The sequence below is a fragment of the Pseudonocardia broussonetiae genome (genome assembly GCF_013155125.1).
Lineage (GTDB): Bacteria > Actinomycetota > Actinomycetes > Mycobacteriales > Pseudonocardiaceae > Pseudonocardia > Pseudonocardia broussonetiae.
This window is the reverse complement of sequence record NZ_CP053564.1, coordinates 5,528,198-5,553,322: the sequence shown is the minus strand read 5'-3', so window position 1 is coordinate 5,553,322 and position 25,125 is coordinate 5,528,198. Positions and strand designations below refer to the sequence as shown.

At 72.8% G+C, this 25,125-nt stretch carries 25 protein-coding genes; 17 read left to right on the top strand and 8 right to left on the bottom strand.

All coding sequences use genetic code 11. The features are described 5' to 3' along the window. The first annotated feature begins 60 nt into the window (after nucleotides 1-60). Entirely contained in the window at nucleotides 61-1,026 is a 966-nt protein-coding gene (locus HOP40_RS26905; protein ID WP_172163665.1) for an AraC-like ligand-binding domain-containing protein, read from the top strand. Here the strand turns inward: HOP40_RS26905 and HOP40_RS26900 are convergent. Continuing rightward, nucleotides 1,013-2,488 (bottom strand): aldehyde dehydrogenase, encoded by a 1,476-nt coding sequence (locus HOP40_RS26900; RefSeq protein ID WP_172163662.1) that lies wholly within the window; start codon nucleotides 2,486-2,488, stop codon nucleotides 1,013-1,015. The genes HOP40_RS26905 and HOP40_RS26900 overlap by 14 nt on opposite strands. 228 nt (nucleotides 2,489-2,716) lie before the next feature. Between HOP40_RS26900 and HOP40_RS26895 the strand changes: the two genes are divergently transcribed. The 4 genes from HOP40_RS26895 to HOP40_RS26880 are packed head-to-tail and all read left to right on the top strand — an operon-like array spanning nucleotide 2,717 to nucleotide 7,043. Next, entirely contained in the window at nucleotides 2,717-3,088 is a 372-nt protein-coding gene (locus HOP40_RS26895; RefSeq protein ID WP_172163659.1) for a PEP-utilizing enzyme, read from the top strand. Beyond that, the gene (locus HOP40_RS26890; protein WP_172163656.1) at nucleotides 3,085-4,260 is read left to right on the top strand and encodes a hypothetical protein; all 1,176 of its coding nucleotides are present in this window, start codon (nucleotides 3,085-3,087) and stop codon (nucleotides 4,258-4,260) included. Before HOP40_RS26895 ends, HOP40_RS26890 begins: the two co-directional genes overlap by 4 nt. Nucleotide 4,261: 1 nt before the next feature. Then, the gene (locus HOP40_RS26885; protein WP_172163653.1) at nucleotides 4,262-5,887 is read left to right on the top strand and encodes a PEP-utilizing enzyme; all 1,626 of its coding nucleotides are present in this window, start codon (nucleotides 4,262-4,264) and stop codon (nucleotides 5,885-5,887) included. A 10-nt stretch (nucleotides 5,888-5,897) separates the two neighbouring features. After that, nucleotides 5,898-7,043 (top strand): Rv3169 family protein, encoded by a 1,146-nt coding sequence (locus HOP40_RS26880; RefSeq protein ID WP_172163650.1) that lies wholly within the window; start codon nucleotides 5,898-5,900, stop codon nucleotides 7,041-7,043. Nucleotides 7,044-7,106: 63 nt separating this feature from the next. On the opposite strand, the gene HOP40_RS26875 is transcribed toward HOP40_RS26880, so the two are convergent. Both HOP40_RS26875 and HOP40_RS26870 read right to left on the bottom strand, forming a co-directional pair. Then, nucleotides 7,107-8,330, bottom strand: coding sequence for an HNH endonuclease (locus HOP40_RS26875; protein ID WP_240157295.1), 1,224 nt, complete (start codon nucleotides 8,328-8,330; stop codon nucleotides 7,107-7,109). A 522-nt stretch (nucleotides 8,331-8,852) separates the two neighbouring features. Then, on the bottom strand, nucleotides 8,853-9,680 hold the full coding sequence (locus tag HOP40_RS26870; protein WP_172163647.1) for a helix-turn-helix transcriptional regulator: 828 nt from the start codon (nucleotides 9,678-9,680) through the stop codon (nucleotides 8,853-8,855). 125 nt (nucleotides 9,681-9,805) lie between these two features. On the opposite strand from HOP40_RS26870, the gene HOP40_RS26865 reads away from it, so the two are divergent. The 12 genes from HOP40_RS26865 (at nucleotide 9,806) to HOP40_RS26810 (ending at nucleotide 22,172) form a co-directional block, all read left to right on the top strand. Further along, nucleotides 9,806-10,528, top strand: a complete 723-nt coding sequence (locus HOP40_RS26865; protein ID WP_205346931.1) for a PEP-utilizing enzyme — start codon at nucleotides 9,806-9,808, stop codon at nucleotides 10,526-10,528. Between the two features lie 3 nt (nucleotides 10,529-10,531). After that, entirely contained in the window at nucleotides 10,532-12,079 is a 1,548-nt protein-coding gene (locus tag HOP40_RS26860; RefSeq protein WP_172163644.1) for a hypothetical protein, read from the top strand. Between the two features lie 2 nt (nucleotides 12,080-12,081). Continuing rightward, nucleotides 12,082-13,584, top strand: coding sequence for a class I adenylate-forming enzyme family protein (locus tag HOP40_RS26855; RefSeq protein WP_172163641.1), 1,503 nt, complete (start codon nucleotides 12,082-12,084; stop codon nucleotides 13,582-13,584). An 11-nt stretch (nucleotides 13,585-13,595) separates the two neighbouring features. Beyond that, nucleotides 13,596-14,198 (top strand): hypothetical protein, encoded by a 603-nt coding sequence (locus HOP40_RS26850; protein ID WP_172163638.1) that lies wholly within the window; start codon nucleotides 13,596-13,598, stop codon nucleotides 14,196-14,198. Continuing rightward, complete coding sequence (locus HOP40_RS26845; protein ID WP_172163635.1) at nucleotides 14,195-15,955, top strand: pyruvate, phosphate dikinase; 1,761 nt, start codon at nucleotides 14,195-14,197, stop codon at nucleotides 15,953-15,955. Before HOP40_RS26850 ends, HOP40_RS26845 begins: the two co-directional genes overlap by 4 nt. Beyond that, nucleotides 15,952-16,518 carry a biotin/lipoyl-containing protein gene (locus HOP40_RS26840; protein WP_172163632.1) on the top strand — a complete coding sequence of 189 codons (567 nt, stop codon included), beginning with the start codon at nucleotides 15,952-15,954 and terminating at the stop codon, nucleotides 16,516-16,518. Before HOP40_RS26845 ends, HOP40_RS26840 begins: the two co-directional genes overlap by 4 nt. Nucleotides 16,519-16,594: 76 nt before the next feature. Then, nucleotides 16,595-17,953 carry an acetyl-CoA carboxylase biotin carboxylase subunit gene (locus HOP40_RS26835; RefSeq protein WP_338053036.1) on the top strand — a complete coding sequence of 453 codons (1,359 nt, stop codon included), beginning with the start codon at nucleotides 16,595-16,597 and terminating at the stop codon, nucleotides 17,951-17,953. Continuing rightward, nucleotides 17,950-19,449, top strand: coding sequence for a carboxyltransferase (locus HOP40_RS26830; RefSeq protein ID WP_172163626.1), 1,500 nt, complete (start codon nucleotides 17,950-17,952; stop codon nucleotides 19,447-19,449). The genes HOP40_RS26835 and HOP40_RS26830 overlap by 4 nt, the downstream gene beginning before the upstream one ends. Further along, nucleotides 19,449-19,868 carry a Zn-ribbon domain-containing OB-fold protein gene (locus tag HOP40_RS26825; RefSeq protein ID WP_172163623.1) on the top strand — a complete coding sequence of 140 codons (420 nt, stop codon included), beginning with the start codon at nucleotides 19,449-19,451 and terminating at the stop codon, nucleotides 19,866-19,868. The genes HOP40_RS26830 and HOP40_RS26825 overlap by 1 nt, the downstream gene beginning before the upstream one ends. Further along, on the top strand, nucleotides 19,865-21,004 hold the full coding sequence (locus HOP40_RS26820) for a thiolase family protein (protein WP_172163600.1): 1,140 nt from the start codon (nucleotides 19,865-19,867) through the stop codon (nucleotides 21,002-21,004). Before HOP40_RS26825 ends, HOP40_RS26820 begins: the two co-directional genes overlap by 4 nt. Further along, complete coding sequence (locus HOP40_RS26815) at nucleotides 21,001-21,768, top strand: tyrosine-protein phosphatase (protein ID WP_172163597.1); 768 nt, start codon at nucleotides 21,001-21,003, stop codon at nucleotides 21,766-21,768. Before HOP40_RS26820 ends, HOP40_RS26815 begins: the two co-directional genes overlap by 4 nt. Beyond that, nucleotides 21,765-22,172: an SRPBCC family protein gene (locus HOP40_RS26810; protein WP_172163594.1), complete on the top strand. Its 408-nt coding sequence runs from the start codon at nucleotides 21,765-21,767 to the stop codon at nucleotides 22,170-22,172. The genes HOP40_RS26815 and HOP40_RS26810 overlap by 4 nt, the downstream gene beginning before the upstream one ends. 97 nt (nucleotides 22,173-22,269) lie before the next feature. Here the strand turns inward: HOP40_RS26810 and HOP40_RS26805 are convergent, their stop codons facing one another. From HOP40_RS26805 to HOP40_RS26785, 5 genes are all read right to left on the bottom strand, one after another. Then, on the bottom strand, nucleotides 22,270-22,635 hold the full coding sequence (locus tag HOP40_RS26805; RefSeq protein WP_172163590.1) for an STAS domain-containing protein: 366 nt from the start codon (nucleotides 22,633-22,635) through the stop codon (nucleotides 22,270-22,272). A gap of 100 nt (nucleotides 22,636-22,735) precedes the next feature. Next, a complete protein-coding gene (locus HOP40_RS26800) occupies nucleotides 22,736-23,509 on the bottom strand; it encodes a hypothetical protein (protein ID WP_172163586.1) in 774 nt (257 codons plus the stop codon). 6 nt (nucleotides 23,510-23,515) lie between these two features. After that, nucleotides 23,516-23,704, bottom strand: a complete 189-nt coding sequence (locus HOP40_RS26795) for a hypothetical protein (RefSeq protein ID WP_172163583.1) — start codon at nucleotides 23,702-23,704, stop codon at nucleotides 23,516-23,518. Between the two features lie 160 nt (nucleotides 23,705-23,864). Beyond that, complete coding sequence (locus tag HOP40_RS26790; RefSeq protein ID WP_172163580.1) at nucleotides 23,865-24,242, bottom strand: hypothetical protein; 378 nt, start codon at nucleotides 24,240-24,242, stop codon at nucleotides 23,865-23,867. 59 nt (nucleotides 24,243-24,301) lie between these two features. Continuing rightward, nucleotides 24,302-25,036: a hypothetical protein gene (locus tag HOP40_RS26785; protein WP_172163577.1), complete on the bottom strand. Its 735-nt coding sequence runs from the start codon at nucleotides 25,034-25,036 to the stop codon at nucleotides 24,302-24,304. Between the last annotated feature and the right edge of the window lie 89 nt (nucleotides 25,037-25,125).

Sequence of the window (25,125 nt, the reverse complement as noted above, 5' to 3'; positions counted from 1 at the left end):
GGAACAGCCGTCGCCTAGCGTCGGACGCACTCGGACCGGTCTCGGGAGGAGCGGGCAGCGATGAGGGAACAGCCGTACGGCAGCACGGTCCTGCGGACCTCCGACGTCGCCGAGGCGGAGCACGTCGTCTCCGCGGTCTACGTCCCGCACCGGTTGCGCGCACGGCGTTCCCTCGACGTCCGCCTGGACCTCGTCGAGTCGGCGCGGCTGACGTTCGGGTACCTGACCTACGGGGGCGAGGCCGTCCTCGACGTGCCGCCCATGGGCAGCTGCTACCACGTGAACATCACCCTGGGCGGCTGCACCGAGGTCCGGCACGGCGGGACGTCCGTGACGACCGCGGCCGGGCGCAGCGGTGCGGTGCTCTCCCCGGGCCTCCCGAGCACCCTGTTCTGGTCCGGCGACGCCGCGCAGTTCGCCGTGAAGATCCCCGTGTCGGCGATGGTCGAGCAGACCTCGGCGCTCCTGCACGACGCCGTCGACGTCGCACCGGTCTTCGACCCGCACGTCGACCTCACCGGGGCCGGTGCCGGGATCCTGCCGGCCGCCCGCTTCCTCGCGCGGCAGCTCGGCGGGGGAGCACCTCTCGACGACCTCGTCCGTCGTGAGACCGAGTCGTACCTGCTCACGCAACTGCTCCTCGGTACCGGACACTCCTACAGCGGGCGCCTGGCGGACCACGTCGGTCCGGCCGGACGGCTCGCCTTCGAGGAGGCCGTCGACTACGTCGAGTCCTACCCCGAGCGGGTCCTCGGCACGGCCGAGCTCGCCGACGTGGTCGGTACCACCGCGACCGCTCTCGCGGCCGCCTTCGAGAACGAGCTCGGGCTCACGGTCGAGGAGTTCGTGCGGGGTGTGCGGCTCACCCGTGTCCACGCGGAGGTGCGGGGTGCACGGGATCGCGCCGTCGAGGTGGCGTCGTTGGCGGCTCGGTGGGGGTTCCGGGGTGCCGCGGACCTGCGGGCCGCCTACCGGGTGCAGTACGGTGCAGACCTCGACGGCGCGCCGGCGGTCAACCCAGGGTGAAGGGATCCCGGGTGTCGCCGCTCAGCTCCACCCAGACCGACTTGTCCTCGGTGTAGGCCCGCACGGCGTCGATCCCGTTCTCCCGTCCGAGACCCGAGGACTTGAACCCGCCGAACGGGACGCTGGGGGACACGACCCGGTAGGCGTTGATCCAGACCGTCCCCGCCCTGATCCTCGCGGCGACCCGGTGCGCGCGATGGACGTCCTTGGTCCACACCGCTCCGGCCAGCCCGAACGGGGTGTCGTTGGCCAGCGTGATCGCCTCGTCCTCGTCGGTGAAGGTGTAGGCCGCGAGGACCGGACCGAACACCTCCTCACGGACGATCGTGCTGTCCGCGGTCACCCCTGTCACCACCGTCGGCCGCACGAACAGGCCACCGCGCTCGGTGTCGGGTCCGCCGCCCGTCGCGAAGACGCCGCCCTCCGCCCGCGCCGACTCCAGGTAGCCCACGACCTTCTCGTACTGCTGCCGGTTCGCGACCGGTCCCATCTCCGTGTCCGGGTCGTTCGGGTCGCCGAGCCGGATCCGCGACGCGCGCTCGGCCACGAGCCGGACGAGCTCGTCGTGCACGTCGGCGTGCACGATCAACCGGGAACCCGCCATGCACGTCTGCCCCGTGGCCGCGAACACCCCGGCGATCACGCCGTTGGCCGCCGCCGCCAGGTCGGCGTCGGGGAACACCACCTGGGGGGACTTGCCGCCCAGCTCCAGCGTCGCCGGGTTCAGGTTCTCGGCCGCGGCGTGCGCGACGGCGCGGCCGGTCGCGGTCGAGCCGGTGAAGGCCACCTTGTCCACGCCGGGGTGCCCGGCCAGGTGCGCGCCGATCTCCCGGGACAGCCCGGTCACGACGTTCACCACCCCGGGCGGGAAACCCGCCCGACCCACCAGCTCGGCGAAGAACAGGGTGGAGGCCGACGAGTGCTCGGACGGCTTGATGACGACGGTGCAGCCGGCCGCGAGCGCCGGCGCGAGCTTCCACGACATCAGCAGCAGCGGCGAGTTCCACGGCGTGATCGCCGCAACCACCCCTACCGGTTCCTGGCGCGTGTAGACCAGGTAGTTCGGGTTCGGGGTGGGGATCTGCCGGCCCTCCAGCTTGTCGGCGAGGCCCGCGTAGTAGTGGTACCACCCGCCCAGACCTGTCGTCTGGCCGATCATCTCCCGGTAGAGCTTCCCCGAGTCGTTGACCTCCAGCGTGGCGAGGCGCTCGGCGTTCTCGCCGATCACATCGCCGAGCCTGCGCAGCAGGGCCGCCCGGGCGAATCCCGTCATCGCGCCCCACTCACCCTCGAGGGCGGCGCGCGCCGCTCCCACCGCCGCGTCGACGTCCTCCACCCCGCCGTCGGGGATCCGGGACCAGGTTTCACCCGTGAACGGGTTCGTCGACTCGAAGGACCGGCCCGACACCGCGTCGACCGGCTTCCCTGCGATGGTCATCCGGAACTGCTCGAGATCAGCCATACCGTCCTCTTCCACGTCAATTCCGGGGGGACCTCGACGGTAGGACCGCACTTCCCGGCCGACTATCCGCGCCGGACCGGTCGGCATCCGGCGTGCGAAGGGAGTCCACGAATGACTACCGGAGTGCCTACGGCCAGGAGGGCACTGTCCCCCTAAGTGCACTGGGTCACACCTGCGCCCGGCTCCTACCGTCCCACCTGCGCATCTGGGCGAGCGGACGGAGCTGTCATGAGTGATCAGAACGAGGTCGGCACCGGCACGAACCTGTTCACGGCGGGGGAGGTGCGCGGCACGGCGCGGTGGTTCAACGACACCTCCGACGTCCTGTCCATCGACGACGACGATCTCGAGGACACCATCGCGTTCGTCAGCAAGGGCGGCATGACGTTCCTGTCGCCGATCCTTCCCGACCTGCGCGGCATCGTCTGCACGGCCGGGAGCCGGGAGTCGCACCTCGCGATCCTGTCCCGCGAGTCGGACGTGCCGTGCGTGCTGGCCGCCGAGCTGACCGGCACTGTCACCGACGGCGACGCCGTCGTGCTCGACCTGTCCGACGCCGAGACGGCCCGGATCTCCGTCGCCGCCGGGGTGTCGGCATGAGCGACCTCAAGGCGCTGCACACCGACGCCTCCTACGAGCCCACGCTCGACGAGTGGAACCACCTCGTCCACGAGGGCGGCGCGGCCTACAAGTCGGAGCTGACGTCGCGGACGGTGTTCGAGTCCGAGCTGTTCGGCATGAACACCTACATCCTCATGTCGATGATGGAGGACTACCTCCGCGTCCCCGACCGGATCCGCACGATCCTGAGCCACGCGACGCCGGCCGAGCTGGTGCGCCGCGCGCTGCCGATCGGGAACAAGCGCAGCTTCATCAACCTCGCCGCGATGCCGCTGCACTACATGACCGGCCGCGAGCTCTACGTCGACCTGGGCGAGAACTCCCTGGCCGACGGGCTCGAGGACCAGCTGACGGTGCTCGAGTTCTGGCGCGAGGCGACGATCGCGATGCGCACCGACGGCGTGCTCTACAACATGGACGCCGACCCGCCCAACAGCTCGCACGTCGTGTCCGACGAGCTGCTGGTCGAGATCCGCGGCCACCTGCTGCCTGCCGACGACGAGCACAAGTCGGCCATCCGGAAGTTCGGCGCCCGGCTCACGGCGTACGCGTTCCTGGAGAACTGCGACGCCCGCACCGCGGTCTGCGACACCGGCCCCTACCAGCTCGAGGACGGCTCGTTCCTCGCGCTGCGCGAGACCTGCGCCGACGGCGACGGCGACTTCCCGTGGCTCGACGGGATCCGCGAGACACTGCCGTTCCACCACTTCGTCATCGCCCACCGCCTCCCGGCGTCGGTGAAGATGGACAACAACGTGTGGGGCACCGCCTGGTTCACGCCCAGCGACTACCAGGCCGACATCATCGAGACCCGCGTGTTCACCACCGACGGCGGCGTGCTGCGCCCGCTCGACCTCGCCGAGCTGGCCGAGGCCACGGCGGCGATCCGCAAGGCGCACCGCGCGCTCTACCAGCGCCTGGCCGAGACCGACCCGCAGGTGCGCAACCTCTACGCCACGTCGATGTACGCCTGGAAGCTCAAGGCGTGGGCGCGGCTGGCAGGGTGTTACGACGAGATCGACTGGACCGTGTCGGACTCCATCCAGCAGTCGTACGAGAAGTTCCAGGACCCGGACCTCGCGCTCTCGCTCATCGGCGGGATCTTCGTGCCACAGGACCGGGACAGCTGCTTCCGGCCGATCGGAGGATGACGTGGCCGTCATCGGCAAGGGCGTCCCCTCGTACACCTTCGGCCGGGTCACGGGTGCCGTCCGGCACTTCCGGTCGCCGCAGGACGTCATCGCGTCCATCGACTCCGACCTCGAGGCGACGATCGCCGTCGTCTCCTCCGGCGGCACGACGTTCCTGTCGCCGATCCTCGGGCGCCTGGGCGGCATCGTCGCCCGTGACGGCACGCTGCGCAGCCATCTCGCTATCGCCTCGCGCGAGTTCGAGGTGCCCTGTCTGGTCGGGGCCGACCTGACCGAGGAGCTTGCCGACGGCACCGAGGTCACCCTGGACATCGTCGACGGTGCCGGTGTCGTCCGCACCGGCGCCGACGCCCCCGCGGCCGCGACGCCCGACGAGGACGTCTCCGCGGCGTGGTGGGCCTACGTCCGCCGCGTCGGCGACGAGATCGCGGTGAAGCCGTTCGACGTCACCGTCGGGCCGGAGGCGCTCGACCGGCTCCTCGCCGAGGAGCTCACGGACGACCGCCTGGACGACCTCGTCCAGCACATGGGCCGCGCCTTCAAGCCGGAGATCACGCGGCGCTCGGGCTTCACCTCCGAGCTGTTCCCGATGCTGCCGTACATGACGCTGTCGGTGATCGACGACTTCCACACCTACGCCGAGCGCGTCGCCGTGATCGACGCGGCGATGCCCGCGCAGGAGATCGGGAAGCGGCTTCGCGGGCAGCCCGGGATGGTGAGCCCGCTGTGGATCTGGATGGTCGGCTACCACTACCTGACCGGGCGCGAGTGCCTCATCCAGATGGGGAAGCTGCGGCGCGACGAGCGGATCGAGGAGGTGCGCACGGTCGTCGACTTCTGGCGACGGCTCACCCTCGCCCACCGCGGCGACGGCACACTCGACTACAAGGACGCCGGGTTCACCAACCGCTACCTGCCCGCCGACGTCGTCGACGACCTGGTCGCGCAGGGGAGCACGGTGGACGCGGCGTCGTCCAAGGCGCTCAAGCGGCTCAACGCCACCGTGTCGGGCTACTCGTTCCTCTACTTCTGCGACTCCCGCGTCGGCATCTGCGACTCCGGGCCCTACCCCCGCCGGGACGGGCGGCACACGATCGTCCGTGACTACCTGTCCCTGGGCCCGAGCGCCTGGGCCTACCCGTGGGCCGAGGCGCTGACGCCGCCCTACGGCGGGCTGACGCTCGCGCTCACGTTCGACCCCGCCGCGTTCACCGAGTTCGAGATCAACGACTGGGGCACGACGTTCACCGAGCCCGACCAGCTGCTGTCGGCCGTCACCGAGGCCACCGTGGTCGGGCGGCGCGCCGACGGCTCGTCGGAGGTGCTCGGGCCGGAGCGCTGGGCCGAGGTGCTCGCCGACACCAGCCGCGCCCACATGGAGCTCTACCAGGGGTTCGCGGACATGGGGCGCGAAGAGCGGATCTTCGCGGCGACCAGGATGTACACCTCGGGGCTGCGCCCGTTCGCCGCGCTCGCCGGGGTGACCGACCAGATCGACTGGGCGTTCTCGCCCGACACGACGGCGCTCTACCCGGACCCGTTCGACGACGACACCGCGGCCGCGACCGTCTTCGGGACCGCCGTCGTGGCCAACGACCTGCCCGGGTCGTTCTCGCCGACCCGATAGGAGACGACTCGTGCGCCAAGCCCAGCAGATCCTCACCCACGCCGACGAGCTGCTCTGCCACCAGACGCCGCAGACCTTCGCCACGATCGGCCACGCCGACATCTCCTGGACCGAGAAGCTGTGGGGGTCGCTGTTCGCGCGCGACGGCTCGCTGCAGGTCGACGTCGGGTTCGGCAAGTACCACAACCGCAACGTCATGGACGGCTTCGGCGGCATCTCCCGCGGCACGGAGCAGCTGACGGTTCGCTCCACGCGCCGCCTCGACGCCGACCCGGAGCGCGTCGGCGTCGGGCCACTGGACTACGAGGTGATCGAGCCGCTGAAGTCGGTGCGGTTCACCCTGCGGGAGAACCATGTCCTGCCGATCCGCTTCGACCTCGTCGTGACCGGCGTCCTCCCGCCCTTCCTGGAGCGCAAGGACGAGCAGCGCGAGCCGCACGGCTTCCGGATCCAGTCCGACCTGCTGCGCTACCACCAGGCCTCGACCGTTCGCGGCACGATCCACATCGACGGGCAGCGGATCGACGTGCACGACGAGGAGTGGTTCGGGTTCCGCGACCACTCGTGGGGCGTGCGGATGGACGTGGGCGACCCCGCTCCGGACGTCTTCAAGCCACAGCGGCTCGACCAGGACTTCCTGCTCACCTGGAGCCCGATGTGGATGCGCCGCCCGGACGGCTCGTCCTACGAGATCCACCACTACCAGCAGCAGGTCGACCACGAGACCACGTACTTCTCCGGCTTCGTCAACGAGGCGGACGGTTCGCAGCGCGACCTGCACGCCGTGCGCGACGAGCTCAAGTTCGACCCCGTCAACCGGCGCCTGCTCGGCGGCAAGATGACCTTCGACGCCGGCTGGGGCGAGACCCGCACCGTCGAGATCGAGGCGGCGAGCGACACGGGCTTCCACCTGGGCACAGCCAAGTACTTCGGCTTCCGCGGCCAGCGCCACGGCCAGTGGCACGGGGAGAAGTTCGTCGACGGCGAGCGGTTCGCCGACGCCTCGTCCCCGGAGACGGTGCGGGAGATCCACCAGCTCCGCGACTGCGTCATCCGGGTGCGGGAGGGGGACGCGGTGGGGTACGGGATCTTCGAGTCGATGGTGATCGGCGAGCACCCGAGGTACGGACTGACGAGGGAGTCGTCGTTCCTGTAGACGCCGTCGTCTGCCCGGCTGCGGGCTGGTTCGGGCGATGGACGGGCAGCTCGAACAAGGAGATCAGGCCGCGCCGGATCGGCTCTTCTCACCGGTCGCAGGATTGCTCAACGGAAGCAGTTCGGAAACATACTCAGCGCCGGTGGGTGTCGTCGTCCTGACCGTTCCGGAGGTGACCTCGGCCCGCCACCCGACTGTTTCCCGGACGTGGTTGTGGAATGCGCACAATCCGCGGCCGTTGTCGAACTCGGTGCGGCCGAGTTCGGACCAGCGGCGGATGTGGTCGATGTGGCGGATCGGTGCGTCGCAGTAGGGCTCGCGGCAGCGGTGGCCGTCCCTCGCACGGATCAGTGCGGCAAGTCGGCCGGTGAAGAAGCGGCTGCGGGAGTCGCCGCCGATGACGGTGCCGTCTCGGGTGATCAACCGTCTCCACGTCTTCCGGCCGGCTCCGCAGGTGAGGAGTTCGACCGGGACGGGACCGTGACCGGGGATCTCCGCGGGCAGCGGGCTGTCGCGGTCGACGAGCGCCTCGACGGGAACCAGGATCTGGATCTCGACGGCGACGTCGCGGGCGGTGGCTTGTCCGGTGAGCCGTTCGACGAGGGTGTCGGCCATGATCTGCCCCCGGCCGCGCGTGACCGGTTCCGGTTGGACCGCGACCTCGTTGACCGCGGCGGCGAGGGCGGCGTAGCAGGCCACGGCCTCCTCGACCGGCAGGTGGGCGGTGAGATCGGCCATCCCGTCGGCCGAGGGACGGACCGACACCCGCCGGCCCGACCGGGCGGCGCGGCACCGGGCCGTGAACTTCTCCGGCGCCACCTGCGCAGCCAGCGTCCGGGCCAGGTCGTGGATCCGTCGGACGCCGAGGGTCTCCACCCGCTGCTCGGCCAGTTCCTGGTCGACCTGCGCCCGCTCGGCGGGGGAGAGGTGCGCGGTGGCGGCGATGACGGTCGCGGTCTTGTACTCGCTCAGCAGCCCGGCGGAGAACAGCTCACGGACCCGGGTGTGTCCGGCGTGCAGGTCCCGGGCGGTCCGAACGCGCCGCCGGCCCTCGGTGGGTGACACCCGGCACGCGAGCGCGACCTGAGCGGCGATGCTGCGTTCGAGCGCTTCCGGGTCGACGGGCCACCGGCCGTCTGCGATTCCGCGTCTGCCCGCGCGAACTCCAGGATCGCGTCCGACTGCTCGGCCGCGATCGCCGCTTTCCGTTCCTCGAGCCGTGCGATCCGTTCGACGAGCAACGCCTCGGAAGGCGTGCCGGAACGGGTCGCTGACATGGACCGACAATACCAGGAATTGTGGCTCGAGTCGAACATGTGTTCGACTTGATCTGGACGCCGTCGCGCACTTTTTCGTGCTCGCACACAGTTCCGGCCCTGTGTGCCGGCCCCGCAACCTGTGTGCGAACCCCGGACCTGTGCGCGAGCGCGAGCTGGCGTCCGAGCGCGGTTCGTCGAAGCCTTCGCACGCCATGGGGAGAGCCGCCGGTGCCGGAACAGCCGCGCCCCGGGTCGGCACAAGGCGACAACTCCCGCTCGCACACCTTCCGGGCTCGCGCACACGTCCCGTCCTGCGTGCGAGCCCGCAACCTGTGCGCGAGCCCGAAACCTGTGTGCGAGCGCGAGCCGGGGCCGGGGTGCCCACCACTCCGCTCGCACACACCTCCGACCGCCCGCACACAAGCCCGGCCCTGTGTGCCGGCCGCGCACCCTGTGTGCGAGCCCCAGGCCCAGCCACCCGGTGAGCCGGCCGAGCCGGTCAACCGGCCGAGCAGGCCAGCCGGTGAGCCGGCTGGCAGACGATGCGAGCTCAGCCCCGCGACCGCGCCAGCAGCGCCAGCTCCATCCGGCTCTGGCAGCCGGTGGCGCTCAGGATGCGGCTCACGTACTTCTTCACGCTGTCTTCCGCCAACGACAGGGTCTCGGCGATCTGGGCGTTCGACAGGCCGTCGGCCACGAGCTGCACCACCTGCCGCTGCCGCTCCGAGAGCCCGGCGAGGGCGGCCTTCGGGCGGGAGACGGGCAGGCCGCGGGCGATGGCGGAGAGCTGGCGCGACAGGGCGCGCAGCGTGGCCAGGTCCTGGGGGGAGAGGCGGTCGGGGGCGGTGTCGAACATGCCGACAAGCGCGGTGTGGCCGCCGGGCAGCTCGAGGCGCATCGCCGCCGCCGACTCCATCCCCCAGGTCGCCTGGAGGAAGTGGCGGACGTAAGCGTTGGCCGAGGCCGGCAGGGCGCCGAGCGCGCGCAACTCGGACAGGGAGGACACGCCGCTGGAGACGAGCTGGCGCATCGCGGCGGGCGTGCCGAACACGTCGTAGCGCGACCACCGCTCCTGGTACTCCGGCAGCATCTTCGCGGTGTTGCCCTCGGTGACGGGGGCGAGGTCGCCGAAGATGTTGTGGAACGTGGCGCCGACGAAGAACGACACGTGCTTGAGCCCGAAGCGGTGGTGCAGGGCCTCGACGAGCTGCTCCCGGAAATCGGGCAGCGAAGGGGACCCGTCGCAATCCTCCAGCACGTCGAAGGCGCGCTCGTAGTCGGCCCTGCGCAGGGCGGTGCGTGGTGAGGAACGAGCCCGGCGGGAGGGCGTGGCAGTCGTCGTCGACGCCGGACTGTCCACCAACGTGGACTGGGTCACATCTCTCAACGTACCTACCTTTCACCCTCGTGAACAGCCGCAGAACGAGGCCTACGGGCCTCCGGACGTGGCACTGGATCCGACGCCGGTGGCCGAACCGCCGACCCGATCACGGAGAGGTGACGATGTCCGATCCCGCCCCCGAGGCCGCCCTGACACCCCCGAAGTGGGGCACGAAGGAGATGCTGCCGCTGCCCGGCCGCTACAACTCCGCCGTCCGGGAACTGGCCGCGCAGCGCTTCGCCGCGACCGGTGTCGCCTGGAAGGACGTGGTGTTCGACCGGCAGTACGACCTGTTCTCCCTCGCCGACGCGCAGGCCGTCGAGCAGGAGGCGCTCGACTCCGGCTACCGCTTCGACTTCTCGGCGACGGTGTCGCTGGAGTCCGAGCCCGAGAAGTACAAGCGGCCCGAGAAGGTGGCCTCCGCGTTCGCCGACGGCGCCGTCACCGACGGCCGCCGGCAGGTCGGGGTGGGCGACAACGTCATCCGCAAGACCGCGTCGGTGACCGGCCCGGTCGCGCTGATCTCCAAGATCGAGCAGGTCATGGGGTTCCTCGCCGACGGCGTCCCGGACGGCACGATCGCCGTCATCGACGACTCCGGCGGCACGCTCACCGCCCCGATCATCGAGGGCTTCGCGGGCGTCATCTGCCTGGGCGGCTCCGTGCGCTCGCACCTCGGGATCCTCGCCCGCGAGTACGACGTGCCGACGCTCATGAACTGCACGATCGACACCCTCGTCGACGGCGACGTCGTCGAGATCGAGGTGACGGCGGCGCCGCCGGCGGCCGACGCGTACGAGACCGGGAACACCGGGCACGCCCGGATCTGGAAGATCGAGGGCTGAGTGATGGCGGACCTGAGCTACAAGAGCCTGCTGGAGACCAACAACTACCTCCGGCAGCTGAGCGACACGACCTACTGGCTGTGCATCACGCGCACGGTGCAGGAGTCGAAGTTGTTCCCGATGAACCCGTACATGCTGCTCAGTTACCTCAACACGTTCTACCGGCTGCCCACGCAGCTCCGGGAGATCGACGCCGCGACGCCGGCCGAGGAGCTCGGCGACCGGGCCCGCGAGGTGAGCCTCAAGGTCGACACCGTCAACGCCGCCTGGGGCATGCCGGCCTTCTACCTCATCGGCCGCGAGATGCTCATGAACTGGGGCCTGCTGGGCCCGGCCGACGCCGTCGAGGACGTCGTCGACGTGCTCGACTTCTCGCGCCGCTTCAACCTGGCCTACCACCGCAACGACGGCCACATGACGAACAAGGAGTTCGGCGACCGCAGCCAGTTCCTGCCCGAGCGCACGCTGCAGGTGTTCGAGTCCGACCTGCACGGCGTCGTCCCCGGCGACCGGCTGCACACCGCGGCCACCAAGCTCGTCGCGCAGCTGTCGCAGTACGCGTTCCTCGCGCACTGCGAGTGCCGGATCGGGCTGCACAACAGCGGTCCGTACAACTTCGGCGACAACCGCCAGCTCATCGTCCGCGACTTCTTCGAGCTCACCGAGGGCGACTATCCCTGGCTCGACGGCATCGCCACGCAGCTCCCGTTCGGCAACCTCACGATCCCGATCGTCTTCAAGGACACCAACTTCAACCTCATGGACGACTGGGCCTCGTTCGAGGCGGAGCCGTCCTACGACGCGTCCAACATCGCGGCCGTCGGCATGTACACCTCCGACGCCCTCACCGACGGCTACCAGCCCGTCGGGATGGAGAACGCGGAGAAGCTCGCGGAGACGATGGAGTCCTACCGCGAGATCCTCAACGCGGCCACGGCCGACCTGTGGAAGCGCATCGCGGGCTGGTCGCGCGAGCAGATGATCGACGCCGGCGCCCTGGTCTACTCGTCGGTGGCCAAGGACTTCGCGCACCTCGCCGGGACCTACCGCCAGGACGACTGGTTCCAGCTCGACGACCGCGTGCAGCGGTTCAAGCCGCTCATGAACGACGAGTACGGCCGCGACGACCTCGGCGAGATGGTCGGCCTGCTGGGCTTCCCGCACCAGAAGACCAGCGAGTACACGATGGCGCGCTACTCCGGCCTCAACCAGAACATGCTCACCGGCGTGCCGTACTCGGTGCTCACCGACGACGACTTCGCACCGACGGCCGGCTCCAGCCTGTCCGGCTCGTCGAGCCTCGACCCCAAGACCGGGCTGTGGACGACGAGCGCGGGGCGCCTGGAGCTCGACGAGTACAACCGCAGGGCCCGTGGCTTCACCCCGTCCGCGCAGGCGCCGGAGTTCCGCTACCTCGACGAGGAGTGGGTCAAGCGGCACTACACCTCCGACCGCGCGAACGCGCTCTACGAGCTGGCGCAGCGCGACAGCCGGACGCTGCAGGGCAAGGGGGCCGGGCTGCTCCGGGCCGACCTGCAGGGGAACGGCTGACCGTGCAGATCGGCGACCTGATCCGGCGCGCGGGGCGGCAGTTCGGTGCCGCCCCCGCGCTGGTCCACCCGGATGACGACGGCGGGGCCCGGACGGTGAGCTTCGCCGAGTTCGACGCACTCACCGACCGGCTCGGCCACGCCCTGCTGGCCCGGGGGCTGGAGCCGGGGGACCGGGTGGCGGTGCTGCTGCCCAACGGGATCGACGGCGTCGTCGTCTACTACGCGCTGGCCAAGGCGGGGCTCGTGCGCGTGCCGCTCAACACCCGCGAGACGCCCCACGAGCACGCGTTCAAGATCGAGGACTCGCAGGCCAGGGCGCTGGTGCACGCCGGCGACCCGCCCGCCGCCGTCGAGGTCATGATCATCTCCGACGAGCTGCCGGGCATGATCGCCGGCGCGCCCGACGGGCCGTGCGACGTGCGCCGCGACCTGGACGCCCCGCTGCGCCTGGCCTACACCGGCGGCACCACGGGCCGGCCGAAGGCGGTCGTGCTCACGACGCGCAGCGAACTGGCCGAGGTGGCGAACTTCCTCGTCGACCTGCTGCCCAACCTCACGCCGTCGTCGGTGATGCTGCACGCCGCCCCGATCACCCACGGCAGCGGCGCGTTCTTCCTGCCGCACCTGGTGAAGGGGGCGCCGAACGTCCTCGTCACGAAGTTCTCGCCCGCCGCGTTCCTCGAGGCGGCGCAGCGGCACCGCGCCACGTCGACGTTCATGGTGCCGACGATGATCGCGATGCTGCTGGAGGACCCGGCGACCGCGGCGCTCGCGTCGTCGGGCGGGCTCGCCCTGGAGCGCCTCTGCTACGGCGGCGCCCCCATCGCGACGACGGTGCTGCAGCGTGGGATCGACGTGCTCGGGCCGGTGTTCGCCCAGCTCTACGGGCAGGCGGAGGCGCCGCTGGCGATCACCTGCCTCCAGCCGTGGGAGCACACCCCCGAGCGCCTGACCTCGGCGGGCAAGCCGTACACGTTCGTCGAGGTCGACGTGCGCGACGCCGCCGGTCGGTCCCTGGGCCCCGACGAGGTGGGCGAGATCCTCACCCGCGGCCCGCACACCATGCACCACTACTGGCGGCGGCCCGAGGCGACGGCCGAGACCCTCGAGCCCGACGGCTGGCTGCACACCGGCGACATCGGCCGCTGGGACGGCGAGGGCTACCTGCACCTGCTCGACCGGCGCCACGACGTGATCATCAGCGGGGGCTTCAACGTGTACCCGCGCGAGGTCGAGGACGCGCTGCTCAGCCACCCGGCGGTGGCGCAGGCCGCCGTCGTCGGCCTCCCCGACGAGACGTGGGGCGAGCGGGTGGCCGCGGCCGTCGTCCTGCGGGCGGACGTGGAGCCCGCCGAGATCGTCGCCCACTGCGCGGAGCGCCTCGCCGGCTTCAAGCGCCCCCGGGCCGTCGAGATCTGGCCCGACCTGCCCACCAGCCCGGTCGGCAAGTCGCTGCGCCGCGAGGTGCGCGACCGCATGACCGCCGCCGCGACCACCCCCTGAGAGGACCTGCGATGCTCGACCCCCACCTGCTCACCCTGCACACCCTCACGATGAAGCAGCTCGCCACGGCCGAGGAGCTGGCCGGAGTCTCCGGGCAGCCCGCCACCGAGGTGGAGGCGGAGCTGGAGAAGGCGGTCGCGGACGGCGCGGTGATGGCGGCCCGCGGCAAGTTCATGATCACCCCGGCCGGGCGGGAGCAGCTCGACGCGGCCTACCCGGTGGTGTTCGGGGCGCTGCGGTCCGACCCGGCCGTCGCCGCGGCGATGGACGCGTTCGAGAGCGGCGTCAACAAGCAGGTCCTCAAGGTCACCACCGACTGGCAGACCGTCGAGGTCGGCGGGGAGCGCGTCACCAACGACCACTCCGACGCCGACCACGACGCGAAGGTCCTCGACCGCCTCGGACGGATCCTCGACAAGCTGCCCGCGGTCCTCGGGCCCGTCGAGGACCCGCTGGTCGGGCGGTTCGTCGAGCGCCTGGGCACCGCGCTCACCCGCGCCGAGGGCGGCGAGACCGACTACGTCAGCGGGGTGCGGGTCGACTCGTTCCACACCGTCTGGTTCCAGATGCACGAGCACCTGCTGCGGCTGACCGGGCGGGAGCGGGAGGAATGAGCACCACGACCGGGTTCCGGTGGATCGTCGTCCCCGACGACCCGGCGGTCGAGCCGAGCCGGGACCTGGTGGGCGGCAAGGCGTGGAGTCTGTGGCGGATGCGCTCGCTCGGGCTGCGGGTGCCACCGGCGTTCGTCGTCACGACCGAGGCGTGCGCCGCGCACCTGGCCTCGGGCGGGCTGCCCGACGGGCTCGCCGAGGAGCTGGAGGCGGGCATCCGGCTGCTGGAGCGGTCGCTGGGCCGCACCTTCGGCGGGACCGAGCGGCCGCTGCTGGTGTCGGTCCGGTCCGGGGCGGCGGTCAGCATGCCCGGGATGATGGACACGATCCTCGACCTGGGCTGCACCGACGCCGTCGAGACCGCGCTGGCCGCGGAGAGCGGCGACCCGGCGTTCGCGGCCGAGGTGCACCGCCGGTTCACCGGCTTCTACGGGCGGCTCGTGCTCGGCTGCCTCGAGGAGCTCGACGACCTGCCCGACACCGCGGCCGTGCGGGCGGCGATCGCCCAGGACGGCGCCGGTGAGGTGCCCGCCGACCCGCGGGAGCAGCTGCGCGCGGCCGTCGCGGCGGTGTTCGCGTCGAGCCGCTCGCGCCGCGCCGTCGCCTACCGGAACCACCACGGCATCCCCGATCTGGGCACCGCCGTCACCGTGCAGGCCATGGTGTTCGGCAACCTCGACGACGACTCCGGCACCGGCGTGCTGTTCACCCGCAGCCCCGTCGACGGCGCGCGCGAGCCCTACGGCGAGTACCTGCCCCGGGCGCAGGGCGAGGACGTGGTGTCGGGCCGGGTCACCCCGGAGCCGCTGGCGCACCTCGCCGCGTCGCACCCCGACGTGCACGCCGAGCTGCTCGCCGCCGCGGAGTGCCTCGACACCGAGGGCCGCGACGCCCAGGACATCGAGTTCACGGTGCAGGGCGGCGAGCTGTACCTGCTGCAGTCGCGCCCGGCCAAGCGCACCGCCCGTGCCGCCGTCCGGATCGCGGTGGCGCTGGTCGACGAGGGCGCGATCACGCCCGCCGAGGCCGTCGGGCGGGTCACCGCCGAGCAGGTCCGCACGCTGCTGCGGCCCTCGATCGACCCCGCGGCCGCAGACGTGGCCGAGCTGCTCGCCGCCGGCGCCGCGGCCAGCCCGGGCGTCGCCACGGGGCTCGCCGTCGCCACCCCCGAGGAGGCGCGGCCGGGCACCGTCCTCGTCCGGCGGGCGACCAGCCCCGACGACGTCCAGGGCATGATCGCCGCGGACGCCGTCGTCACCGAGCAGGGCGGGGCCACCTCGCACGCCGCTGTCGTCAGCCGGGCGCTCGACACCCCGTGCGTCGTCGGGTGCGGCGCGGGCACCGTCGACGCGCTCGTCGGGCGGACCGTCACCGTCGACGCCACCGCGGGCCGGGTCTACGCAGGCGAGGTGGCGACCACCGCCGTCGACGAGACCGGCGACGACGACCTGCGTCGCCTGTGCGACTGGGCCGAGGCCGCAGCCCCGGTCCGCGTTGTCGCGCCCGGCGCCGACGTTCCCGCGCCGGTGTTCGACGCCGACGCCGCAGCGCCCGAGGAGCTGGGGGAGCGGCTGCCCGATCTCCCTCCCGGCACCCGCACCGTCCGCGGGGCCCTGTTCACCACCGCCGACGGCGTGCGCCACGCCCTGGACGGCGGCGTCGAGGTGATCGTCGCGGCGCACCGGCTCCCGGTGCTGCTGGCGGCCGCCGCCCACGCCGCCGCGCAGTCCGGCGCCGACGAGAGGAGACCGGCATGAGCGGGCCCGACGTGCCCGACGTGCCCGACAGCGTCACCCACCGCGGGGTGCGGGAGGTGCTGCGGACCTTCGCGGCGTCCGACTGGACCGCCATGACCCTGGAGATCGGGGGCATGACGATCACGGTGGGGAAGAACGGGCCGCCCACGGCCGTCGCCGCTCCGGCGCCCGCCGCACCCGCCCCCGTCTTGCAGGAAAGCCACGTTCCTGCCACCGGAGTGCGGGAAAGTGGCTTTCCTGCAACTCCGGAGGGCCCCGCCGCAGCCCCCTCGCCCCCCGCCCCGGCCCCGCCGGGCCCACCCGTCGACACCACCGGCCTCGTCGAGGTCCGCTCGCCCGCCGTCGGGGCGTTCTGGGTCGCTCCGAGCCCGGGGGAGCCGCCGTTCGTCGAGGTCGGCAGCAACGTCGGCGAGAACGAGCAGCTCGCCATCGTCGAGGTCATGAAGCTGATGAACCCCGTGGTCACGCCGCGGGCCGGGGTGGTCGTGCAGGTACTCGCCGCGAACGCCGAGATGGTGGAGTACGACCAGGTGCTCTTCCTGATCCGGCCGAGCGATGCCTGACACCGACCTGCGCGAACGGCACCCTCGCCCAACAGGGTTGGGTGGAGGTGCCGCTCGCTCGACCCCGATCCGCAGGGTGTTCATCGCCAACCGCGGCGAGATCGCCGTGCGGGTGGTACGGGCGTGCCGGTCGCTGGGACTGGAGTCGGTCGTCGCCGTCTCCACCGCCGACCGCGGCTCGCTCGCCGCGCGCCTGGCCGACCGCGCCGTCTGCATCGGCCCCGCCCCCGCGGCGCAGAGCTACCTCGCGATCCCGTCGGTGCTCAGTGCTGCGCTCGGCTCGGGGTGCGACGCGCTCCACCCCGGCTACGGCTTCCTGTCGGAGAACCCGGACTTCGCGGCGGCCTGCGTCGCCGCGGGACTGGTGTTCGTCGGGCCCCGGCCCGACGCCGTCGCGGAGGCCGGGGACAAGGCGCGGGCCCGCGAGCTGGCCCGGGCCGCCGGGATCCCGGTGCTCGACGGCTCGCCGATCCTCGACTCCACCGACGCCGCGGTCGCGGCGGCACGCGAGCTGGGCTACCCGGTGCTGGTCAAGGCCGCGGCGGGCGGTGGCGGGCGCGGCATGTCGGTCGTCGAGGACGACGAGGGGATGCGCGCGCGGTTCCCCGCGGCGGCCGCGGAGGCGCAGTCGGCCTTCGGTGACGGGCGGCTCTACGTCGAGCACTTCGTACGCCGGGCGCGCCACATCGAGGTGCAGGTGCTCGGCGACCGCCACGGCCACGTCGTCCACCTCGGCGAGCGCGACTGCACGCTGCAGCGCCGCCACCAGAAGGTCGTCGAGGAGTCGCCCGCCCCGAACCTGCCCGAGCCCGTGCGCCAGGCGATCCGCGCGAGCGGCGTCGCGTTCGCGCGGGCGCTGGGGCTCGACAGCGCAGGCACGGTCGAGTTCATCCTCGACTCCGACACCGGGGAGTTCGCCTTCCTGGAGTTCAACGCGCGGATCCAGGTCGAGCACCCGGTGACCGAGATGGTCACCGGAGTCGACCTGGTGGCCGAGCAGCTGCGCGTCGCCGCGGGGGAGCCGCTGCGGATCACCCAGGACGACGTCGTGCTCACCGGCCACGCGATCGAGGCCCGGATCACCACCGAGGACCCGGCCCGGGGGTTCGTGCCCCGCCCCGGCACCGTCGGCGTGTGGGTTCCGCCCACCGGCGACGGCGTCCGCGTCGACACCCACTGCGAGCCCGGCCACGTCGTCAGCCCGTACTACGACTCGCTGCTCGCCAAGATCGTCGCCCACGGGCCGGACCGCGACACCGCCGCCGACCGCCTCGGCGCCGCACTGCGCAGCCTGCGCGTCGAGGGCGTGCCGACCACGGCCGCCTTCATCCGCGACGCGCTCGACCACCCCGACTTCCGCGCCGGCGACGTCACCACCGACTGGATCGCCGTCCGCGGCCTGCCCGACCACCTGGAGAAGCAGGGACTGACATGACCTACCTCGACCGCGCCCCCCGCAACGCCGACGGCAGCCGCCGGAAGGTCGGCGTCATCGACCAGACCCTGCGCGACGGCCCGCAGAGCTGGTGGGGCATGCGGCTGCGCAAGGACATGGGCCTGCCGATGGCCGCCGAGCTCGACCGCACCGGCTTCCACACGATCGACCTCGTCGGCAGCTCGATCTTCGAGGTGCTCGTGCGCCACTGCCGCGAGGACCCCTGGGACCAGCTGATCTCGCTGTCGTCGGCGATGCCGCGCACGACCGTCCGCGCCGGGGCCCGCAGCAACGGCATCGTGACCTTCGGGCTGACGGCCGACAGCGTCATGGACCTGTGGGTGCAGCGCCTGTGCGCGCACGGCATCGGCAGCTTCTGGATCTACGACGGGCTGTTCAACACCGACAAGATCGGCCGGCTCGTGAAGACCGCGCAGGCCGAGGGCGCGGCCGCGATCCCCTGCATCCTCTACGCCGACAGCCCGTTCCACACCGACGAGTACTACGCCGCCCGCACCCGCGAGCTGGTGGCGCTCGGCGCCGACGGCATCGAGCTCGAGGACGCCGCCGGCCTGCTGACGCCCGAGCGCACCCGCACGCTCGTGGCCGCGATCAAGGCCGCGGCGGGGGAGCTGCCCGTCGAGATCCACTTCCACTCCAACAACGCGCTGGCCCCGATCAACTACCTGGAGGGCCTGCTGGCGGGCGCCGACGTCGTGCACACCGCGAGCCGCCCGCTGGCCGCCGGGGTGTCGCTGCCGTCGACGGAGAACACGATCGCGAACCTGCGCTACGCCGGGTTCGACGTCGACCTGGACGAGTCCCGGCTGTCCCCGGTCGAGCAGCACCTGCTGCGCGTCGCGGAGTACGAGGCGCTGCCGGTCGGGCAGCCCGCCGAGTTCTCGCTGTACCAGTACCGCCACCAGCTGCCCGGCGGGATGGCGGGCACGTTCAAGGACCAGCTGCGCGCCCGGGGGATGGAGGAGCGGTTCGAGGAGGTCCTCGACGAGATGTCGCGCGTGCGCGAGGAGCTCGGCTACCCCGTCATGGCGACGCCGTTCTCGCAGCTCGTGGGCACGCAGGCGGTGCTCAACGTCGTCACCGGCAAGCGCTACTCCGTCGTGCCGGACGAGGTGCTGATCTACGCGCACGGCTTCTACGGTGACCCGGTCGCCCCGCTCGACCAGAACGTGCTCGACACGATCATGGCGACGCCCAAGGCCGCGTCCTACACCGACTGGCAGCCCCCGCAGCCGAGTCTCACGGAGCTGCGCGAGCGGTTCGGCGGCGGCATCTCCGACGACGAGCTGATCCTGCGGCTGCTGGTGCCCGAGAGCGAGATCGACACCATGCGCGCCACCCCGGCCCGCAGCCGCGACTTCGCGCCCACGACCAAGGAGATGCAGTTCGTCCGCGAGCTGGTCGAGACGAGCGTCGGGGCGTACCTGCACATCGAGTCGGCGGACTTCTCGCTGACGCTGGAGGGTGATCACTGATGACGTCCGAGCTCGGGGTGGGCCGCCCCACGAAGCGCCGCCCGGGCGCGGCGGTCGGCGGCCTGCCCGTCGCCGACTCCCGCCCGGTCCTCGACCGTTCCGACGACGGGGGCGACGCCGTGCTCGGCGTCCGCTGCACCGCCTGCCGCTACCCGGCCGCGCAGACCGGCATCCCGTGGTGCCCGGCCTGCTACGCGCCCGTCGCGCCGGAGCGGTTCGCGGTGACCGGCACCGCGTGGTCCTCGACGGTCGTCGCGATCCGGGTGGGGCAGCGGCGCCCGCCCTTCGGGCTCGCGTACCTCGACCTCGACGACGGCCCGCGGGTGCTCGTGCACCTCGCCGAGCCCGCGGTCGTGCCGATCGGGACGCGGCTGCGCATCACCGGCACGGACGACGGAGACCTGGTGGCTTCGGCATGAGCACAGCGATGGTGTGGGGCGTCGGCACGTCGGACTACGGGCTGTTCCCGGAGCGCCGGGTGGAGTCGCTGGCCTGGGAGGCCGTCGCCGAGGCCGTCCGCGACGCCGGGATCACCCCCGGAGAGATCGACGCGATCGTCGTCGGCTCGGTGTTCGGTCCGCCCGGCGTCGCGACGCGGGTGCAGCGCGGGCTGGGCATCCCCGGCGTGCCGGTGTGGACGGTGGAGAACGCCTGCGCGAGCAGCACGAGCGCTTTCCACGAGGCGGTGGAGGCGGTGCGGTTCGGACGGTTCGGGTGCGTGCTCGTGCTCGGCGTCGACCAGATGTCCACGCTGTTCTCCGGGGCCATCGTGCCGGAGGCCACCGATCCCGAGGGCGCGTCCTCGCTGCCGCTGCCGGGCCTCTACGCGCTCGCGGCGCAGCGCTACGTCGGCGAGTTCGGCGTGACGCCCGAGCAGCTCGCCGCCGTGGCCGTGAAGAACAAGCGCAACGGCCTCGACAACCCGCGCGCGCAGCTGCGGACCAGCGCGCCGACCACCGAGGAGGTGCTCGCCTCCCGCATGATCGCCGAGCCGCTCACGATGCTGCAGTGCTGCCCGACCAGCGACGGGGCGGGGGCCGCGATCGTCGGCGGTGACCGGGGGAACCGCGATGACCTACTGGTCGAGGCGTCGGCGATGGTGTCCGGGGCGCTGTGGGACCACCGCAGCGACGACGTCTGGGGCTACGCCAGCGTCGCCCGCGCGGCGGAGAAGGCGTTCGCGCAGGCCGGGCGCCCCCCGTCCGAGATCGACGTCATGGAGGTGCACGACGCCTTCACCATCGGCGAGATCCTCACGCTGGAGGCGCTCGGGATCGCCCCGCGCGGGAAGGGCGCCGAGCTCGCGCCGGCCGGGCACACCACCCGCGACGGCGCGCAGCCGGTGAACCCCAGCGGCGGGCTGCTCTCGCGCGGGCACCCGCTCGGAGCGACCGGCACCGCCCAGATCGCCGAGGTCGTCTGGCAGTTGCGGGGCCGCGCCGGCCCGCGGCAGGTCGCGCGGCACGGCGTCGGGCTCGTGGAGACGATGGGCGGCGGGGCGGCCGGCATGGACGGCAACGCCTGCGTCGTCACGATCCTGTCCACGCAGCCGTGACTGCTGCCTACGCGGGCCTGCTCGGCTTTCGGGAGGTCGGGGGGCTGCTCACAGCGTCGGGCGGGCGGGTGCGGCCGGGACTGCTCTACCGCAGCGGCACTCCCCAGTTCCTGACCCCGGCCGACGCGCGGGCGCTCGTGGCCGACACCGGCATCCGCACCACGGTCGACCTGCGCCTGCCCCACGAGGTGGAGCGGGAGGGCCGCGGCCCGCTCGCCGACCTCCCCGTCCGGCACGTGCCGCACCCGTTCACGATCCGGTCACTCGTCGCCGAGGGCTCGTCGGTGGCCCCGATGCCGGGCGACGACCCGCTGCTGGAGACCTACCTCGGCTACCTGCGCGACGACGCCGCCGCGGTCGTCGGCGTGATCGCCGAGCTGGCCCGTCCCGGCGCGCTGCCGGCGCTCGTGCACTGCACCGTCGGCAAGGACCGCACCGGCGTGGCCGTCGCGCTGCTGCTCGAGGCGGTCGGCGTGCTGCGCGAGGAGGTCGTCGCCGAGTACGCGGCGGGGGAGTCCGACGTCGCCCCGGCGATGGAGCGGCTGCGCTCGATGGCGACCTACGGCGACGCCGTGGACGTATACCCCCGCGCCGCGTGGTCCGCGCCGCCGGACGTGATGCGCGCCTTCCTGGCGGAGGTCGACGCGCGCCACGGCGGCGTCGCCGCGCTGCTCACCACCCACGGCGTCGCTCCCGACGCTGTGTCCCGGCTGTCCGCACTGCTCGTCGAACCCGCACGTCCCGTCGAAGAGGAGAACCCGTGAACGTCCGCGAGTCGATCGTCGTCCCCGCGAGTCCCGACGCCGTCTGGCGGGTCGGCGGCGACGTGGGCAACATCGCCGACTGGGTGCCGGCGATCGAGAAGTCGCACCTGGAGGGCGACGTCCGGCACGCCACGTTCGCGGGCGGGGGTGGCGACGCGCAGGAGCGGATCGTCGAGCGCGACGATGCGGCCCGCGCCTACGTCTACGAGTACCTCTCCGGCCCGCTGGCGCTCGCCCACTACCGCTCGCGCTTCGCGGTGCAGGAGCACGCCGACGGCTCCGAGGTGGTGTGGACGGCCGACTTCGCCGCCGAGTCGCCCGACGAGGAGCCCGGGCTCGCCGAGGCGATCTCGGGGATCTACGCGTCCGCGCTGACCGAGCTGAAGGCACGCCTGACGACATGACCTGTCTCCCCGGCGCAGCCCTAGCCCGCGGAGCGTCGACGCGGGCCGGCGAACCGGGATCGCCCGACGAGCACCGCGGCGAGACGGGAGGCTGTGCTCAGCCCGAGACCGCCTCGTGGAGCAGGAGGATCACCGGCGCCGACGGCGCGAGCAGTTCCAGGTGCCCGCCCGCCGCGTCGATCCTGTCCTGCAGGCGCAGGAGGACGTCGAGCCCGGGGGCCGTGACGGCGCTGACCCCGGAGAGGTCGACGGCGACGCGGTGTCGGGGGTCGTGGGGCTCCGACGGCAGAGCGCGGGCCAGGAGGTGTTCCGCCTGGGCCGCGGTCTGCTCGACCAGCTCGCCGCGCACCACCACGAGCAGGATGCCGGATCGGGGGTGGACGACCTCGACGACGAGCCCGTCGACACCGGACACCGCCGCGCCTGCGGGCGCCGGCGGCGGCCCACCGAGCCGTTCGTCCATGCGTCCTCCCCCGCGCTGACGTCCCGTCCAGTGTTCGGACGCGAGCGGCCCGGGGCCGCCGAAGGGGGTCGCGCGTCGGTCGGCGGCGGTCTGCGGACGCTCAGTGGCCGGTGGCCGCACGGGGGTGGCGCAGCATGACGTCCACCGCCTCGCGCAGCGCCGCCACCCGGCTCACCTCCGCGTCGACGCCGTGGAGGGCTTCCGGCTCACCGGTCGGTGCCCCGCCGATGGCGACGGCGACGTGCGGCGGGAGGGTGGCGAGCAACCCGGGGACGCCGCCGTCGACGAGCTCGCGAGCGGGGATCCGGACGTAGCCGAGCGCGTCACCGAGCTCGACGACCAGCTCCTCGACGTCGGCCGGACCCTGCGAACCGGGGGAGACGTCGAGCACGACGCCCCCGGTGGTGCCGTCGACGATCGCCAGGGCGCGGTCCAGGGTCGCGACGGGCGAACCGGGGACGACGGTCATGAGCGGGCGGAGGCGGTAGCGCGCCGCCAGCTCGGCGAGGACGGCGAACAGCTCGGCCGGGTCGTCGGCGGAGTCCTGCACGGCCCGGGCGGTGACGAACTGGGCCCCCAGCCGCACTCCCAGCTCCAGGACGCGCGTGTAGGCGTGGCTGCTGTCGAGGACGCGCAGCTCCGGTCCGAGGTGGACGCGGCCGACGTCGAGCACCGTCACCCGGGCCTCCAGCAGCGCCGGGACCAGTGCGTGCAGCATGGCGGACCCGATGCCCTTGGACCACCACTGCTCGACCTCGTCCACGGCGGCGATGCGCAGTCCGATCGACGGGATCCCTGCGCGGACGGCCAGGCCGACGAGGCCGACCGGGTCGAGCGGGTGCACGGTCGACTGGTGCAGCGCGATGCGGTTCACGGGACCTCACGCTAGTGGGGGTTCGCCGGTGGTGGGCCGACCGCGGCCGTCGATCCCGGCCTGCACGAGGGAGCGGAAGTGGCTGCGGGTGTGCTCGGGCAGCAGGGCCCAGGGCCGCGCCCCGTAGCGCCGGTAGAGCGCCTCGGCCTGGTCGTCGAGCGTGGCCCGGTCGGTCGTTCGAGATGCCTCGTGCACGTCCTGTCCAACCGGGCCGACCGGCCGGCCGTTCCGCCGCGCTCCCGCTGACCGGGAGGGATCGGCTCGGGCGACCGCGTCCCGGGCGCGCACGCGGGCACCGGGAAGACGGCGACGCCCCGCCGGTGCGGCCGGGCGGGGCGTCGGGGGTCGAGCTCGATCAGGCGGTGCGGGACGCGCCGTTGCGCGGGGCACGGGCCTTGGTGAGGGTCTCGGCCGCGGCGCCCGCGGTGGCGGCGACCTTCTCGGTGAGCGTGCTGGTGGCGGCGCCCGCCTGCTCGGAGAGCGTGGTCACGGCCTCGTGGCCGCGGGTGACCAGGGCGGTGGTGGCGGTGCGCTGGTCGGCGAGCAGCTGAGCGGCCATGTCGAACCACGAGTCGACGAGCGCGAGGGTGTGCTCCCGGGTCGGCACGGGGTGCTCGAGGGTGACGGAGCCGGCGGCGTTCTGCAGCGCCTCGCCCCAGTGGCGCGCGGCGGCCGTGAAGGTGCGCCGGCTCTCCCGGGCGATCCGGGTGAACTCGTCGGTCGGTGCGGTCATGGTGGTCCTCCTGGGGTGCCCTGTCGTCACGTGATTGAAATACTATGCACCCCCGATAACTATGTCAATCGCCTGAGGAGTCCCTCGAGCCGTCCCGTCGGCACCTGCTCCCGCCACTCGTCGGCGGCGAGGTGGAGCACGACCTCCTCGCCGTCGACCACCACCTCCCGCAGGCGCAGCCCGCGGGGGAGTGCCGGCAGGGCGATCCGTCGGCCGGGGCACCAGGACGGCAGGCGGACGCGCCGCGGTCCGACGACGAGCTCCCGGGGACGGACGAGGAGGGCGGTGCCGCTCACCTCGGCGGTGACGGTCACGTGGCCCCACGACGGACGGCGCGCCCACCGCAACCGGGCCAGCCCGGGTCCGGCGGGCTCCAGCAGCCAGTCGCGCCGGGCCGCAGTCAGCATCCCGGCGAGGACGGCGATGTCCACGGCCACCTCCAGCGTCACCGGGGCGGCCACGGCGACGGGTGCCGGGAACGGCCGGACGTGCACGTTGCGGCACACCAGGACCAGGCGGTGGCACCGCAGGTCGCGCCAGCGGACGTCGGAGGCGACCAGTCGCAGGTCGTCGAGCTGGCCCAGGGCCAGGCCCACGGGGTCGGGGCCGAGCGACAGGGAGTCGAACCGCAGGGAGAGCTCGCCTCCCGATCCCGGCACCGTCACGCGCGTGCCGACGAGCCGGCGCCCCGCCGCCCGCAGCAGGGCCTCGAGCGCGCCCACCGGCGTCAGGGCCGCCCCGGCCCGCAGGAGGGTGCTCGGATCGAGCCAGGCAGCCCACGGGTCTCCGTCCACCACCGCAGTATCGGCGCGCCGGTCGCACCTGTCGCCACATCGCTTCCGTCGTGCGGGAACTCCCGCGCGGACCGCGCGCCGCCGCACCG